Origin of the sequence: Halarchaeum nitratireducens, from assembly GCF_014647155.1 — an archaeon.
GTDB lineage: Archaea > Halobacteriota > Halobacteria > Halobacteriales > Halobacteriaceae > Halarchaeum > Halarchaeum nitratireducens.
The window spans coordinates 123,338-137,769 of sequence record NZ_BMOQ01000001.1 but is presented as its reverse complement, the minus strand read 5'-3'; the positions used below and the strand labels follow the sequence as shown (position 1 = coordinate 137,769).

General features: G+C 69.3%; 14 protein-coding genes and 2 tRNA genes. 9 read left to right on the top strand and 7 right to left on the bottom strand.

The genetic code is table 11. The features are described from left to right. Positions 1-63: 63 nt before the first annotated feature. The 3 genes from IEX91_RS00740 to IEX91_RS00730 form a co-directional block, all read right to left on the bottom strand. Positions 64-258, bottom strand: coding sequence for a cold-shock protein (locus IEX91_RS00740; protein ID WP_021780643.1), 195 nt, complete (start codon positions 256-258; stop codon positions 64-66). Between the two features lie 415 nt (positions 259-673). Then, positions 674-747, bottom strand: a tRNA-Phe gene (locus tag IEX91_RS00735). 221 nt (positions 748-968) lie between these two features. Next, positions 969-1,041, bottom strand: a tRNA-Val gene (locus IEX91_RS00730). A 92-nt stretch (positions 1,042-1,133) separates the two neighbouring features. On the opposite strand from IEX91_RS00730, the gene IEX91_RS00725 reads away from it, so the two are divergent. After that, on the top strand, positions 1,134-1,631 hold the full coding sequence (locus IEX91_RS00725; RefSeq protein ID WP_188876429.1) for a DUF192 domain-containing protein: 498 nt from the start codon (positions 1,134-1,136) through the stop codon (positions 1,629-1,631). A gap of 34 nt (positions 1,632-1,665) precedes the next feature. Then, positions 1,666-3,591: an ABC transporter ATP-binding protein gene (locus IEX91_RS00720; protein ID WP_188876426.1), complete on the top strand. Its 1,926-nt coding sequence runs from the start codon at positions 1,666-1,668 to the stop codon at positions 3,589-3,591. Between the two features lie 24 nt (positions 3,592-3,615). Here IEX91_RS00720 and IEX91_RS00715 read toward each other — a convergent pair whose 3' ends face one another. The 3 genes from IEX91_RS00715 to IEX91_RS00705 form a co-directional block, all read right to left on the bottom strand. After that, positions 3,616-3,783, bottom strand: a complete 168-nt coding sequence (locus IEX91_RS00715; RefSeq protein ID WP_188876424.1) for an HVO_0416 family zinc finger protein — start codon at positions 3,781-3,783, stop codon at positions 3,616-3,618. Between the two features lie 112 nt (positions 3,784-3,895). Next, complete coding sequence (locus tag IEX91_RS00710; RefSeq protein WP_188876422.1) at positions 3,896-5,404, bottom strand: carboxypeptidase M32; 1,509 nt, start codon at positions 5,402-5,404, stop codon at positions 3,896-3,898. Positions 5,405-5,471: 67 nt separating this feature from the next. Beyond that, complete coding sequence (locus IEX91_RS00705; protein WP_188876420.1) at positions 5,472-6,617, bottom strand: M20 family metallopeptidase; 1,146 nt, start codon at positions 6,615-6,617, stop codon at positions 5,472-5,474. Positions 6,618-6,748: 131 nt separating this feature from the next. On the opposite strand from IEX91_RS00705, the gene IEX91_RS00700 reads away from it, so the two are divergent. From IEX91_RS00700 to IEX91_RS00690, 3 genes are all read left to right on the top strand, one after another. Then, on the top strand, positions 6,749-8,620 hold the full coding sequence (locus tag IEX91_RS00700; protein ID WP_188876418.1) for a PINc/VapC family ATPase: 1,872 nt from the start codon (positions 6,749-6,751) through the stop codon (positions 8,618-8,620). 285 nt (positions 8,621-8,905) lie between these two features. Then, positions 8,906-9,193: an EMC6-like membrane protein gene (locus tag IEX91_RS00695; RefSeq protein ID WP_188876416.1), complete on the top strand. Its 288-nt coding sequence runs from the start codon at positions 8,906-8,908 to the stop codon at positions 9,191-9,193. 2 nt (positions 9,194-9,195) lie between these two features. Beyond that, positions 9,196-11,007, top strand: a complete 1,812-nt coding sequence (locus tag IEX91_RS00690) for a ribosome biogenesis/translation initiation ATPase RLI (protein WP_188876414.1) — start codon at positions 9,196-9,198, stop codon at positions 11,005-11,007. Between the two features lie 460 nt (positions 11,008-11,467). Here IEX91_RS00690 and IEX91_RS00685 read toward each other — a convergent pair whose 3' ends face one another. Next, positions 11,468-11,989 (bottom strand): archaemetzincin family Zn-dependent metalloprotease, encoded by a 522-nt coding sequence (locus tag IEX91_RS00685; RefSeq protein WP_188876412.1) that lies wholly within the window; start codon positions 11,987-11,989, stop codon positions 11,468-11,470. A gap of 39 nt (positions 11,990-12,028) precedes the next feature. On the opposite strand from IEX91_RS00685, the gene IEX91_RS00680 reads away from it, so the two are divergent. From IEX91_RS00680 to npdG, 4 genes are read left to right on the top strand one after another with little or no spacing between them, the layout of a single operon-like run. Further along, positions 12,029-12,436 carry a UPF0146 family protein gene (locus tag IEX91_RS00680; protein ID WP_188876410.1) on the top strand — a complete coding sequence of 136 codons (408 nt, stop codon included), beginning with the start codon at positions 12,029-12,031 and terminating at the stop codon, positions 12,434-12,436. 35 nt (positions 12,437-12,471) lie between these two features. After that, positions 12,472-13,341, top strand: a complete 870-nt coding sequence (locus IEX91_RS00675) for a TIGR01548 family HAD-type hydrolase (RefSeq protein ID WP_188876408.1) — start codon at positions 12,472-12,474, stop codon at positions 13,339-13,341. A gap of 1 nt (position 13,342) precedes the next feature. Further along, positions 13,343-13,702: a hypothetical protein gene (locus IEX91_RS00670; protein ID WP_188876406.1), complete on the top strand. Its 360-nt coding sequence runs from the start codon at positions 13,343-13,345 to the stop codon at positions 13,700-13,702. Between the two features lie 54 nt (positions 13,703-13,756). Then, a complete protein-coding gene (gene npdG / locus IEX91_RS00665) occupies positions 13,757-14,425 on the top strand; it encodes an NADPH-dependent F420 reductase (RefSeq protein ID WP_188876404.1) in 669 nt (222 codons plus the stop codon). Positions 14,426-14,432 lie beyond the last annotated feature (7 nt).

Sequence of the window (14,432 nt, the reverse complement as noted above, 5' to 3'; positions counted from 1 at the left end):
GCGCTTCCGGGAGTCGAGAACCGTTACCGCAATGCCGCCGTTACGGCGGCCTCCTTCAACGAGTTACAGGCGGGTGAGGTTCGTCGCGCGGGGGCCCTTCTCGGCCTCCTCGATGTCGAACTCGACCTCCTGACCTTCTTCCAGGTCGGGGCCGCCGACGTCTTCCATGTGGAAGAAGACGTCCTCGTCCGCGTCGTCAGTCTCGATGAATCCGTAACCGCCCGTGTCGTTGAAGAAGTCAACTACGCCTTTCGCCATTGCCTTTGTACGATGTGACTGCCCACGGATAACCCTTGCGGGATGGAGGCGCTCGGTGCGACCGGCTTCCAGAGGGGATGTGACCGCACGGGTCCGACGGCGGGATGGTCATCGATAGCGACCGTTCAGCAGTCGTAGTAGCGTGCGAGCGCGCCGCCCATCGACACGAACGCACCGAGGACGAACGGTCCGGAAATCGGGCGCGAACACCACGGTGCCGACCGCGGAAACGAGTGTAGACGTGCGCACGACCGGTGAGTCGCGTGTCGACGGCAGCGACGTAACGGCCGGGTCGCTCGTCGGAGTGAACGACAGCGAAACGTGGGTACAGAGTATCGAGATCCGAGCCGGGACGGGCGACGGCGGCCCCGCTCGCGGTTCGGTCGAATCGCTCTCTCACGGGTTCGCGGGAAAATGCCGCCTCCCCGATTTGAACGGGGGACAGCTCGATCTTCAGTCGAGTGCTCTCCCAGTCTGAGCTAAGGCGGCGTGCACGTCACCCGAGGACGAGCGCGGAAAAAAGGGTTACGAAACGCGCGGGGCGACGCTGGAAACGGATGGGCGGTCATCTGGGGGGACGACGGCGCTGAATCCACGAGGGACGACCGAGCGTCCGGCGGGACGGCGGTCGTCGGCGTCGACAGGGACGCGCGGTGAGCAGAGCGATCCCACACGCGGCGTCGTCGCTCGTCGCGTGACGACGTCGGAAGTGGGTTCGGGCGGATTCGAACCACCGACCTTCTCCTTGTAAGGGAGACGTCATAACCACTAGACCACGAACCCGCACGTCGTGAGTGGCGGAGGCGCGGCAAAACGGTTTCCCTTCGACCGCCGGCGGCGGAACGCTTAGGCGGCGTCGCGGGCTTCGTCGAGGTATGGATCGGCGGACGCGACGGGCGACGACGGCGCTGGCGGTCCTGTTCGGGGTCGCGCTCGTCGCCGTCGGGGCGTGGGCGTTCACGGGGTCGACGGGCCACGACGGCGCGACGGTGACGATCACGGACGAGAACGGATCGACGCTCGGCGTCGTGGACGCGTCGGTGGCGGACTCGGAGGCCGAGCGCTATCGGGGCCTCTCGGAGACCGCGTCGCTGGCGAACGGCTCGGGTATGCTGTTCGTCTACGAGACCGAGGGGTCGCGGGCGTACGTGATGCGCGACATGGCCTACCCGCTCGACATCGTCTTCGTCGGGGAGGACGGGCGGATCACCCGAATCCACCACGCGGGGACGGAGGAGCCGCCGTATCGCCGCTACACGGGTCGGGCGAAGTGGGTGATAGAGGTCCCACGGGGGTGGACGGCGCGTCACGGGATCGCGGCCGGGGATCGGGTGGCGATCGAGTACGGTCGCGGCGGGGACGTCGGGAGTTGAAACCTTTTTCCTGCGCACCGCGTAGTCGGGACGAATGAGCGAACAGGGTGCGGACGACGCGTTCGCGGACGTGCGGGCGACCTCTGGGAACGCGATGTGGCGGCTCTTCTCGGAGTACGGCCGGGAGTTCTGGGGGCAGTTCACGCTCGGCGTCGTCGCGTCGATCGTCGCGCGCCTCCTCGATCTCGTGCCGCCGGTGATGCTCGGCTACGCGATCGACACGATCCTCCGCGACGACGGGACGTTCCTCGCGTTCCTCCCGGCGCCGCTGCGCGCTGGATGGACGACGGGCGAGCAGGTGCTGATCGCGGCGGGGATCGTCGCGGGGTCGTTCGTCCTCGGCGCGGGGTGTCACTGGGTCCGCAACTGGGGGTGGAACGCGTACAGCCAGCACGTCCAGCACGCGGTGCGCACGGACACCTACGAGCGGATGCAGCGGCTGAACATGGCCTTCTTCGCGGAGAAGCAGACGGGCGAGATGATGTCCGTCCTCTCGAACGACGTCAATCGACTGGAGCGCTTTCTGAACGACGGACTGAACTCCGCGCTCCGCCTCGCGGTGATGGTCGTCGGCGTCGCGGTCGTCCTCTTCTCCTACAACTGGCGGCTGGCGATCCTGACGCTCCTCCCGGTGCCGGTGATCGCGGGCTTCACGTACTGGTTCGTCAAGCGCATCCAGCCCAAATACGCGGCCGTCCGCTCCTCCGTCGGGCAGTTGAACTCCCGACTGGAGAACAACCTCGGCGGCATCCAAGTCATCAAGACCTCGAGCACGGAGGAGTACGAGGACGAACGCGTCGAGGAGTCCTCGCGGGACTACTTCGACGCGAACTGGGGGGCGGTGACGGTCCGGATCAAGTTCTTCCCGGCGCTGCGCGTCATCTCGGGGCTCGGCTTCGTGTTGACCTTCCTCGTCGGCGCGTACTGGGTGGCGGTCGGCCCGCCGCTCGGGATGGAGGGGACGCTGACGGTGGGCGCGTTCGTCGTCTTCATCCAGTTGAGCCAGCAGTTCATCTGGCCGATGGCGCAGTTCGGGCAGATCATCAACATGTACCAGCGGGCGCGCGCGGCGAGCGAACGCATCTTCGGGCTGATGGACCAGCCCTCGCGCGTCGCCGAAGAGCCCGACGCCGCGGACCTGATCGTCGATGACGGCGCGGTCGAGTACGACGACGTGACGTTCGGCTACGACGAGGAGACGATCATCGAGGACGTCTCGTTCGAGATCGACGGCGGCGAGACGCTCGCGCTCGTCGGCCCGACGGGCGCGGGGAAGTCCACGGTGCTCAAACTCCTCATGCGGATGTACGACCCCGACTCGGGTGCGATCCGGATCGACGATCAGGACATCGGCGAGGTGACCCTCTCGAGTCTCCGGGAGGCCATCGGCTACGTCTCGCAGGACACGTTCCTCTTCTACGGCACCGTCGCGGAGAACATCCGCTACGGCTCCTTCGACGCCGACCACGAGGACGTCGTCGACGCCGCGAAGGCCGCTCAGGCCCACGAGTTCGTCACGAACCTCCCCGACGGCTACGAGACGATGGTGGGCGAGCGGGGCGTGAAGCTCTCGGGCGGCCAGCGCCAGCGGATCGACATCGCCCGCGCGGTGCTGAAGGACCCCGACATCATGATCCTCGACGAGGCGACGTCGGACGTCGACACGGAGACGGAGATGCTGATCCAGCGCTCGCTCGATCGTCTCACCGCGGACCGGACGACGTTCACCATCGCGCACCGGCTCTCGACGGTGAAGGACGCGGACACGATCCTCGTGCTGGAGGACGGGCGAGTCGTCGAGCGCGGCGCGCACGAGGAACTCCTCGCGGAGGACGGCCTCTACGCGAACCTCTGGGGCGTGCAGGCCGGCGAAATAGACGAGCTGCCCGAGGCGTTCGTGGAACGCGCCCGCGAGCGCGGGGCACAACGGGTCGAAGAGGAGAGCGCGAACGACGACTGAAGTCGGGGCGGCCGGCGGGGCGGATCAGGGCGACCAGCCGCAGACGCTACACTCGCGGGCCGCCGTCTCGTGGAGGCCGCCGCAGTCGGGACACTGTTTCTTGTTATAGCTTCGGTCCCAGGCCTCGACGTCGTGACCGGTGTGTTCGAGGAACTCGTCCAGAACCGATTCGGTATCCCGTGCGCTCGACATACATGGTACAGTATGCCACACCAACGATATAATCTTTGTGGTGGTCGGTACCACGCTCTCGATGAACGCCGCATCGGACGCGAGCGACGTGGTGGCGGCGACTCGGCGGCGCTCAGAGATCGTAGAGGTCGCCGAACTTCGCGTTCACGTAGTCGAGGAAGTGATCGGCCGTGTACGGTTCGCCGGTCGCCTCCTCGATCAGGTCCGGCGTCGTGTAGCGACGGCCGTGGCGGTGGACGCGTTCGCCGAGCCAGTCGGCGAGCGGGTCGAAGTCGCCCCCGCTGATCGCGGCGTCGAGGCCGTCGATGTCGGCCTCGGCGTGCGCGTAGAGCTGTGCGGCGAGGACGCTCCCGAGCGAGTACGTCGGGAAGTAGCCGAAGTTCCCGTGGCTCCAGTGGATGTCCTGGAGACACCCCTCGCTGTCCGTGTCGGGCCGGACGCCGAGGTACTCGGCCATCTTGTCGTTCCACGCTTCGGGGACGTCCGCGACGTCGAGGTCGCCCGAGATGAGGGCGCGCTCGATCTCGAAGCGGAGGACGATGTGCATGTGGTAGGTGAGCTCGTCGGCCTCCACTCGAATGAGGTTGTCCGGGTAGACGCGGTTGGCGGCCTCGTAGAGGTCGCGGGGCGTCGCGTCGACGGTGGGGAACTGCCCGCGGAGGTCGCCCGCGAAGTGCTCCCAGAAGGCCGCCGAGCGCCCGACGTGGTTCTCCCAGAGGCGCGATTGGGACTCGTGGACGGTGAGATCGCGGGCCTCGCCGAGCGGCGTCCCGTACTCCTCCCGCGGGAGGCCGAGATTGTAGCGCGCGTGACCGAACTCGTGGACGGTGCTCATCATCGAGTCGAGCGGCTCGTCCTCGCTGAAGCGCGTCGTGATGCGCGAGTCGAACTGATTGCCGACGGTGAAGGGATGCGTCGACGTGTCGAGGCGACCGCGGTCCCAGTCGTAGCCGAGCGCGTCGAGGACGTCGCGCGAGAAAGCCTCCTGCGCCTCGGGGTCGTACGTCCCGCCCGCGAAGGGCGCGGCGAGGTCGGCGTCGGACGCCTGCACCGCGTCGATCAGCGGGACGAGCTCCTCGCGGAGGCGATCGAGGACGCGCTCGGCCGTTTCGAGGTCGAGGTAGGGTTCGTACTCCTCGAAGAGCACCGCGTACGAGTCGCGCTGATCGTCGATGTGCGCGGCGTACTCGCGTTTGAGGTCGACCAGCTCGTCGAGGTACGGTGCGAACGTCTCGAAGTCGTCGTTCTCGCGGGCCTCCTCCCACGCCTGCAGGGCCTCGCTGGAAGTCCGTGAGATCTCCTCGACGAGGTCGCGCGGGACGCGCTCGGCGCGGACGTACTGGCGCTCGATCTCGCGGACGACCGCGGCCTGCTCGTCGGCGAGGGCCGCGTCGTCGAGCGCGGCCAGCGAGTCGGCGACGACGTCGTCGGTCAGCAGGTCGTGGCTCAGCCCGGACGCCACGGAGAGCTGTTTCGAGCGCGCGGGGTTGCCGCCCTCGGGCATCATCACCTGTTGGTCCCAGGAGAGCGTGCCCTGCACGCCGCCGAGCGCGGTGACGCGTTCGTACTGATCGAGCAGTTCGCGATAGGCTTCGGGAGCGTCCGCGCGGTGGTCCGTCATGAGTGAACGAGCGGCGCGCGGTCACAAGAAGCCACCCGTCCCGGCGCGCGGTGTCGCGGCCGCGACGCTACGGCCAGCGCGCGGCGATCGCGGTGTACGCGTCCCGGCAGGTGCGGAGGGCGTCGAGGGAGACGCTCTCCGCGTCGGTGTGGGCCTCGCCGGGTTCGGCAGGCCCGCAGACGACGCAGGTCGTGCCGGTGTCCGCGAGCCACCCCGCGTCGGTCGCGTGGGGCTTCACCACCTGCGTCGGAGCTCCCGCTTGCGCGCCCGCTGCGGCGTCGGTCACCGCGTCCGCGAAGGCCGCGTCGTCGCACGCCATCGGCGGGAGGTCCTGCTCGACGTCCCACGCGACCCCCTCGATCTCGGCCGCGCGGGCGAGCGCCGCGCGCTCACCGGGGACGGTCCGCTCGTCGACCGTCACCTCGCAGGCGTCGGGGACGACGTTCCACGCCCCGCCGCCGTCGATCCCGGTCACGACGAGGCTCCCGGCGAGCCGGTGGCCCAACACCTCGGTCTCCGGTGCGTCGAGGTCGCGGACGACGCCGACGGCGTCGCAGGCCCGGTAGACGGCGTTCGTACCCGCCTCGGGTTCGCTCGCGTGCGCGGCCGTTCCGGACGCGCGAAGCGTGCTGGCGCGCCGACCCTTGTGCGCGACGGCGACGTCCACCGTCTCGGGCGCGGAGTAGCCCGTCGAGCCCTCGCCGACGACGGCGTAGTCGGGCGAAAAGCCGTTCTGAATGGCGTGACGAGCGCCGATCCCTCCCCGTTCCTCGCCGACGAACGACGCGAAGACCACGTCGCCCGCGGGCTCCGCCTCGCGGAACGCGAGGAGCATCGCGGCGAGCGCGCCCGTCATGTCCGCAGTGCCGCGGCCGTAGAGCCGTCCGCCCTCGCGGTGGACGCGGTACGTGCCGTCGTCCGCGAGTTGGTCGTCTGCGGGGGGAACGACATCGTGGTGGCCGATGAGGGCGAGCGACGTGTCGCCGTCGCCGGTCTCGTCGGGGCCGCGCTGGGCGATGGCGTCCCCGGACGGTGACCGGGGGCCAGTCGCTCTCCGGGCGATGACGTTCCCGCCGTTCGGGGCGTCGTCGCGTTCGACCGCCGCGTCGGTGTGCTCGCGGAGCCACGACTCGATCCGATCGCCGACGGCCGTCTCGTCGTCGTGGGCGGAGATCGCGACGAGGTCGCGGGTCAGCGATTCGAGTTCGTCCATGCGTCGGCGGACGGGGGCGAGCGGGAAAACTCGGGCGGCGACGAGCGCGCGGTGCGCGAGAGCGGCGTTCGCACGCCCGTCTGGGGGTTCTTGGACACCCTTATCCGACACCGGCGAGTAGGCGCGGGCATATGAAGATCGTCCCGGACACGAGCGTGGTCATCGACGGCCGCATCTCCCGACGCGTGGAGAGCGGCGAGTACGCCGGGGCCACCGTCTACGTGCCCGAGGCCGTCATCGGCGAGATCGAGGCCCAAGCGAACAGCGGGCGCGAGATCGGGTGGGACGGCCTCTCGGAGCTCCAGCGACTGGCCGAGCTCGCCGACGCCGGCGAGATCGACGTCGAGTACGTCGGCGAGCGCGCGAGCGAGGCGGAGATCCAGCGCGCCGCCGCCGGTGCCATCGACGCGAAGATCCGCGACCTCGCCGTCGCGCACGACGCGACGTTCGTGACGAGCGACATCGTGCAGGCCGAAGTGGCGAAGGCGAAAGGCGTCGGGGTCGAATACTTGGAGCCAGAGGCCCGCGAGGTCGAAGCGCTCGCCATCGAGAACTACTTCGACGAGGGGACGATGTCCGTCCACCTGAAGGAGGGCGTCGTTCCGATGGCCAAACGCGGCGACGTCGGGAACATCACCTACCAGGAGATCGGCGAGACGCCGCTCGATACGGAGACGCTGAAGGAGTACGCGAGCGAGATCCGCGACACCGCGAAACGGAGCGACGACGCCTTCATCGAACTCTCCGAGGAGGGCATGACGATCGCGCAGGTCCGCGACATGCGGATCGCGATCGCCACGCCGCCGTTCGCGGACGGCTTCGAGATCACCGCGGTGCGTCCCATCGTCAAGACGACGATGGCGGACTACGAGCACGAGGAAGACCTCAAGGAGCGCCTCCTGGAGCGCGATCGGGGCGTCCTGATCGCCGGCGCGCCGGGCGCGGGGAAATCCACGTTCGCGCAGGCCGTCGCCGAGTTCCTCGACGACAACGGCTACGTCGTGAAGACGATGGAGAAACCGCGCGACCTCCAAGTCGAAGAGGAGATCACGCAGTACACCGAGCTCGGCGGGTCGATGGAGAAGACCGCGGACTCGCTCCTGATGGTCCGGCCGGACTACACGATCTACGACGAGGTCCGCAAGACGGACGACTTCGAGGTCTTCAGCGACATGCGCCTCGCGGGCGTCGGGATGGTCGGCGTCGTCCACGCGACCCGTCCCATCGACGCCCTCCAGCGTCTCGTCGGCCGCGTCGAGCTCGGGATGATCCCGCAGATCGTCGACACGGTCGTCTACATCGAGGACGGGGACGTCGACACCGTCTACGACGTCACCACGAAGGTCAAGGTTCCCGAGGGGCTCATGGAGGAGGACCTCGCGCGGCCCGTCATCCAGGTCTCGGACTTCGAGACCGGGACGCCGGCCTACGAGATCTACACCTTCAACCGCCAGGTCGTCACCGTGCCGCTCGACGGCGAGGGCGGGGGGAGCGAGACCGGCGTGGACAAACTGGCGAAAAACGAGATCGAGCGCGAGGTCCGCTCGGCGACGCGCGGGCCCGTGGAGGTCGAACTCCGCAGCGGCAACGAGGCCGTCGTCTACGTCACCGAGGACGACATCAGCCACGTCATCGGAAAGGGCGGCGGGCGCATCCAGGACATCGAGAACCGCCTCGGCGTCACCATCGACGTGCGGACGTTCGAGGACAAGCCCGACCACGCGGGCGCGCCGGGTGACGGCGGGGGCGACGGCGGCGGTGCGAGCGCGGCCGAGGTCGGCGGCGAGGTCGTCACGCCCGAGATCACCGGCCAGCACATCATTATCCCGGTCACGGAAGCGAGCCCGGGCGAGACCGTCGAGGTCCGCGCGGACGGCGAATACCTCTGCACGGCGACGGTCGGGCGCGGCGGCGAGATCCAGATCTCGCGCGGATCGGCCATCGCGGAGGAGCTAGAGCGCGCCATCGACCGGGAGCTGCTGGTCACGGTCGTGCGGGAGTAGCGCGGAACCGGAGGTTCCGCGAACAGCAAGCGGGAACGATAGCGACACGCGAGTAGCGCGGTTCCTCGCTGACGCTCGAAACCGCGACGACGCGAACGGGGAGCGGAGCGACACGTGAGTAGCGCGGAACTCTGGTTCCGCGGAGAAGTGAACGGGAAGCGCCGAACATGGTGGGGCGCGAGTAGCGCGGCGCGACGTGCCGCGGAGACGTGAACGCGCCAGACGGCCACAGGACGCGGCTTCGGCAAGCGAACGCCTTTTGCACCTCGCCCGCGGAGGGCGTGTATGACCGAGACACTCGACAAGCAGGCCGCACACCGGCGCGGCGTCACCGTGACGACGGTGGCGTGTCTCACCGGCGTGGCGGCCGGCCTCGGGGCGCACGTCGTCGCGTCCGGGGCGACCGATCGGCTCGGGGTCGCCCTCCTGGTCGCGGCGGCGGCGCTCAACCTCGGGATCGTCCGCGTCCTCGGCGTGGACGTCGAGGGCTTCTCCGCGAAGGATCACCTCTACACCGCGTTCATGACCTTCGCCCTCTGGTTCGTCACCTGGGGCGTCCTCCTCTCCGCGTAACGATGGCCGAGGACAGCATCGCGGTCGTCGACCTCGATCGGTGTCAGCCCGACCGCTGTAACTACGAGTGCGCGAACTTCTGTCCGCCGAACCGGACGGGAAAGGAGTGCATCACGCAGCGCGGCCCGGAGGCCGACGTGGGCGGATCCGACCAGATCCAGATCTCCGAGGAGATCTGTCTGGGCGAGACCTGCGGGATCTGCGTCGAGAAGTGCCCCTTCGACGCCATCGAGATCATCAACCTCCCCCAGGAGCTCGGCGACGAGCCGACGCACCGCTACGGGGAGAACTCCTTCGCGCTCTACGGTCTGCCGATCCCGGAGAGGGGGAAGGTGACCGGGATCCTCGGGCCGAACGGCATCGGGAAGTCGACGGCGATCAAGGCGCTCGCGGGCGAGATCACACCGAACCTCGGACACTTCGACGAGCCGCCGGGGTGGGACGCGGTCATCGACGAGTTCAGCGGCACCGAACTCCAGCCCTTCCTGCGGGGCGTCCGCGACGGCGAGATCGACGTCGCGCGCAAACCCCAGTACGTCGACCAGATCCCGAACTCCTTCGACGGGAACACGCGCGAGCTCCTGGAGTCGGCGGACGAGCGCGGCGTCGTCGACGAGCTCGCCGAGCGGCTCTCGATCGAGCCCGTCCTGGACAGCGAGATCGACACGCTCTCCGGCGGAGAGCTCCAGCGCGTCGCGCTCGCCGCGACGCTCGCGCGGGACGCCGACTTCTACTTCCTCGACGAGCTCACGCCCTACCTCGACATCGACCAGCGCGTCACCGCCGCGCGCCTCGTGCGCGAGCTCGCGGACGACGACCGCGCGATGCTCGTCGTCGAGCACGACCTCGCGGTCCTCGACCTGCTGGCGGACAGCGTCCACGTCGCGTACGGTGAGCCCTCCGCGTACGGGGTCATCACGTCCCCGAAGTCGACCCGCAACGGCATCAACGAGTACCTGCGCGGATATCTCGACAACGAGAACATGCGGATCCGTCCGGAGACGATCGAGTTCGAGGAGCACGCCCCGCGCGTCGCGTCGCGTTCGGAGACGCTCGTCGAGTACCCCGCGATGTCGAAGACGTACGGGGACGGGGCGTTCAGTCTCGACGTCGAAGCGGGCGAGATCAATCGCAACGAGGTGTTGGGGATCGTCGGGCCGAACGGCATCGGGAAATCGACGTTCGCGAAACTCCTCGCGGGACGTCTCACACCCGACGGTGGCGACCTCGATCTGGATCTGGACATCGCGTACAAGCCCCAGTACGTCGAGGTCGACCAGCACATGCGCGTCGACGCCTTCCTCTCCTCGATCACGGACGACTTCGGCTCCTCGTACTGGGAGACGGAGATCGCGGACCCGCTCCAGCTCGGCCGCATCATGGAGCAGAACCTCACGGACCTCTCCGGTGGGGAGCGCCAGCGCGTCGCCATCGCCGCGACGCTCTCGCGCGACGCGGACCTCTACCTCCTCGACGAGCCGAGCGCGCACCTCGACGTCGAACAGCGCGTCCTCGCGGCGCGCGCCATCCGGCGCTACGCGGAGAACCACGAGACGAGCGTCATGGTCATCGACCACGACATCTACACGATCGACCTGCTCTCCGATCGCCTGCTCGTCTTCGACGGCGAACCCGCCGCGCACGGCCATGCGAGCACGCCGCTCGGAATGCACGACGGCATGAACGAGTTCCTCGCCAACCTCGACATCACGTTCCGTCGGGACGAGAACGTGGGACGCCCGCGCATCAACAAACCCGACAGTCAAAAGGACAAACAGCAGAAGCGCGACGGCGAGTACTACTATACGCAGTAAGCGACCTCGACCGACGCCGAGCGCAGCGGGGCGCCGTCTCGGCGGGAGTTTCTGCGAGGGGCCATCGCCGACGGGCGACCCGAGCGCGAAGGAGATGCACGGAGACGTGACCGCCGTCCACGCCCAAGCCCGGGGGCCTCGGAGGCGTTCGTCGAGCGCCTTGCTGGTCGCGGAGACGGTGGCGGTGAGCGAACGCGAGGCGGACGCGGAGCGCGTCGAGGACGAAGGCGGCGACGTCGCCGTGATCCCGCGTTTCGGGGCGCGACCGGCTCGTCGAGAGAGTCAACGGCGTCGGGGCGCTATTGCGCTTCCCGGTGGGGTGAGCGGACACGGCGACGAGGGGACGACGGCGCGCGCGTCGCCGGGTGTCGCGGGGCGCGCCGGTGCGGATCGATCAGGGCACGCTGCCGGGTAGAGGCGTCTTCGGGGATGAACGGAGGGGTCGGGAGAGGGGAGCCGATCAGAGGACGAGTCGCTGACAGCTCCCGCAGAGCGTCTCTTCTTTCCGGTCGACTTGGGTGACCTGCGGGGAGAAGCTCATCGCGCAGCGGTTGTTGTCGCAGTGTTCGAGGCCGAGCGTGTGACCGATTTCGTGGACGACCTCCTTGCGGACCCGGTCGGCGAAGATGTCGCTCGCGGAGCGCTGGCTGAAGCCGCCGTCTGAGGAGGTCTGAAGGCGGTGTGTGGAGACGACGCAGCCCCGGCCGTCGAGGTAGGCGAGGCCGAAGACGTAGTTCCGCTGTCGGTAGAAGAGGTCGACGGGCGTGACGGCGACGTTCTTCCCGCCGCCGCCGGCGCGGCGTGCGACCTCGATGAAGGGCTCCGCCCGGTACTGTCGACGTCCCGAATCGTAGGCGTCCTCCGGGACGTCCTGCGCCGCCGCGACGGAGACCTCGCAGTCGTAGACACGGCGGAGACCCGACGACGCCTCGCGTTTCACCGTCGCGGGGACGTCGCCGATGGGGACGATATCGACGCGCATACGAAGGGCTATGCCGCCTCGACGCATAAACATCCCGCCGTGGAATCGACACACGCGGACGCGCTCGCGGACGGACTCGTCGATCTCGTCGGACGCGACCGCGCTCGGTTCGTCGAGGTCGGGGTCGGACACAGCACGGCCGTCGCGGCGGCGCTCGCCGAGCGGGGCTGTCGCGTCCGCGCCACGGACGTGCACGAGCGCGAGACGCCCGGGGGCGTGCGCTTCGTCCGCGACGACGTCACGGCGCCGGACCGGGGCGTCTACGCCGACGCCGATGGCGTCTACGCACTGAACTGTCCACCGGAGCTCCACCGGCCGCTCGCGGAAGTCGCGCGGACGGCCGGAGCGCGCTGTGGGTTCACGACACTCGGCGGCGATCAGCCCGCCGTCCCCGTCGAGCGGCGGACGATCGGCCCGGAGACGCTGTACGTGGCGCGGCCGAGGTAGAAACCCCTTTGCCGGGCCGCGACGGAGAACGAGCCATGCAGGTCGACACCGTCGTGCTCGACGTCGACGGGGTGCTCGTGGACGTCGCGGACTCCTACCGGCGCGCCATCGTGGAGTCCGTCGAGCGCGTCCACGGCGATACGATCGCGAAGGCCGACGTACAGGCCTTCAAGGACGCCGGCGGCTTCAACAACGACTGGACGCTCAGCGACGCCGCCGCGCTCTACGTGCTCGCCTCGCGCGAGGGGTTGGCGATGGACGTCGGGGCGTACACGGACGAGATCGCGAAACGCGGCGGCGGCCTCGACGCCGCGGAAGCCGTCGTCGAGAGCGCGCTCGACGGTGACGCGCGCGAGCGCGTCTACGACGCGTGGGACCCGGCGGAACTCCGGGCGGTCTTCCAAGCGCTCTACCTCGGGAGCGAGCGCTACGCCGAGATCGAGGGCGGGACGCCGCCCGTCGACGCGTCGGGGTTCATCGCGGACGAGCCCGTTATCGTCACGCCGGAGACGATCGACCGTCTCACCGGGGAGTACTGCGTCTGCGTGCTGACCGGCCGGCCGGAGGCGGAGGCCGAAATCGCGTTAGCGCGCGTCGGCCTCGACGTGCCCGCGGAGCGGCGCTTCACGATGGACGACTGGGAGGAGGGGAAACCGCACCCGCGCGCGCTCGTCGCCCTAGCCGAACGCTGCGGCGCGGAATCGGTCGCGTTCGCCGGTGACACCCTCGACGACGTCGAGACCGCGACGAACGCGGCCGAGGCGGACCCGGAGCGCACGTACTACGGCGTCGGCGTCCTCACCGGCGGCCTCACCGGCGAGGAGGGACGTCGGAAGTACGAGGAGGCGGGCGCCTCGATCGTCGTCGACTCCGTGAACGACCTCCCCGACCTCCTGGAGGGATAGGATGGCGCGCCCGCGCGGCACCGTCACCGGCGGCCTCGTCGTCTCGTTCCTCCTCGCCGCCGCGCTCCTCCCCGCGCCGCCGTTGTTCGTCCTCTACGGTCTCGGTGCGACCCTATTCACCGTCCCGGCCGTCCACCTGCTCCGCGAGGAGGCGGCCGACCGCGGCGACGTCCGGCGACGCTGTCTCGCGGGCCTCGGCGGGGCGTTCGTCACCACGTTCGCCCTCGGTCGCCTCGTCGCGTTCCTCGTGCCGACGGCCGGGGACCCCGCACACCTGCTGCTCGACTGCGTGGCGGTCTTCTGCGGCCTCGTCGCGGGCGGCCTGCTCGTCGCCGGCGGCTACGACCGCGTCACCGACTGAGGCAACGCTCACGCAACGCAGAACCCTTATTCGCCCGGCCCACACACCGTCGGTATGCGCATCGCCCTACTCGGCGGCACCGGCGACATCGGCGAAGGCCTCGCGCTCCGCTGGGCCTACGACACCGACCACGAGGTCCTCATCGGCTCGCGCGACCCCGAGAAGGCGCGCGCGAAAGCCGAGGAGTACGAGACCGAACTCGACAGCCGCGGGCTCGACCGCGCCGTCAAGGGCTTCGACAACGAGATGGCGGCCGACCGCGCCGACATCGTCGTCCTCGCCGTCCCCGCCTACCACATCGGCGACGTCGTCGAGGGCGTCGCGGACGTCGTCGACGAGGACACGATCCTCGTCAGCCCCGCGGTCGGGATGAGCCGCGACGACGACGGCATGCACTACAACCCGCCGGGCGTCGGCAGTATCACCGAGCTCGTCCAGCGCCGCGCTCCCGAGGACGTCCGCGTCGTCGGCGCGTTCCACAACCTCGCCGCCGACCGTCTCGCCAACCTCGACGTCGAGTTCGACCTCGACACGCTCGTCGTCGGCGACGACGAGGACGCCCGCGACCTCGTCGCCGACCTCGGGGCGGAGATCGAAGGACTCCGCGTCCTCGACGCCGGACCCGCCGCCAACGCCGCCGAGGTCGAATCCGTCACCCCGCTCGTCATCAACATCGCCATGAACAACGACGGGATGCACGACGTCGGCGTCCGCTACCTGTAGCCGCCGC

What these genes read in the sequence shown, in the direction of transcription:
- IEX91_RS00740 (WP_021780643.1), bottom strand. Translation starts at nt 258, where the DNA reads ATGGCGAAAGGCGTAGTTGACTTCTTCAACGACACGGGCGGTTACGGA.
- IEX91_RS00725 (WP_188876429.1), top strand. Translation starts at nt 1,134, where the DNA reads ATGGATCGGCGGACGCGACGGGCGACGACGGCGCTGGCGGTCCTGTTC.
- IEX91_RS00720 (WP_188876426.1), top strand. Translation starts at nt 1,666, where the DNA reads ATGAGCGAACAGGGTGCGGACGACGCGTTCGCGGACGTGCGGGCGACC.
- IEX91_RS00715 (WP_188876424.1), bottom strand. Translation starts at nt 3,783, where the DNA reads ATGTCGAGCGCACGGGATACCGAATCGGTTCTGGACGAGTTCCTCGAA.
- IEX91_RS00710 (WP_188876422.1), bottom strand. Translation starts at nt 5,404, where the DNA reads ATGACGGACCACCGCGCGGACGCTCCCGAAGCCTATCGCGAACTGCTC.
- IEX91_RS00705 (WP_188876420.1), bottom strand. Translation starts at nt 6,617, where the DNA reads ATGGACGAACTCGAATCGCTGACCCGCGACCTCGTCGCGATCTCCGCC.
- IEX91_RS00700 (WP_188876418.1), top strand. Translation starts at nt 6,749, where the DNA reads ATGAAGATCGTCCCGGACACGAGCGTGGTCATCGACGGCCGCATCTCC.
- IEX91_RS00695 (WP_188876416.1), top strand. Translation starts at nt 8,906, where the DNA reads ATGACCGAGACACTCGACAAGCAGGCCGCACACCGGCGCGGCGTCACC.
- IEX91_RS00690 (WP_188876414.1), top strand. Translation starts at nt 9,196, where the DNA reads ATGGCCGAGGACAGCATCGCGGTCGTCGACCTCGATCGGTGTCAGCCC.
- IEX91_RS00685 (WP_188876412.1), bottom strand. Translation starts at nt 11,989, where the DNA reads ATGCGCGTCGATATCGTCCCCATCGGCGACGTCCCCGCGACGGTGAAA.
- IEX91_RS00675 (WP_188876408.1), top strand. Translation starts at nt 12,472, where the DNA reads ATGCAGGTCGACACCGTCGTGCTCGACGTCGACGGGGTGCTCGTGGAC.
- IEX91_RS00670 (WP_188876406.1), top strand. Translation starts at nt 13,343, where the DNA reads ATGGCGCGCCCGCGCGGCACCGTCACCGGCGGCCTCGTCGTCTCGTTC.
- npdG (WP_188876404.1), top strand. Translation starts at nt 13,757, where the DNA reads ATGCGCATCGCCCTACTCGGCGGCACCGGCGACATCGGCGAAGGCCTC.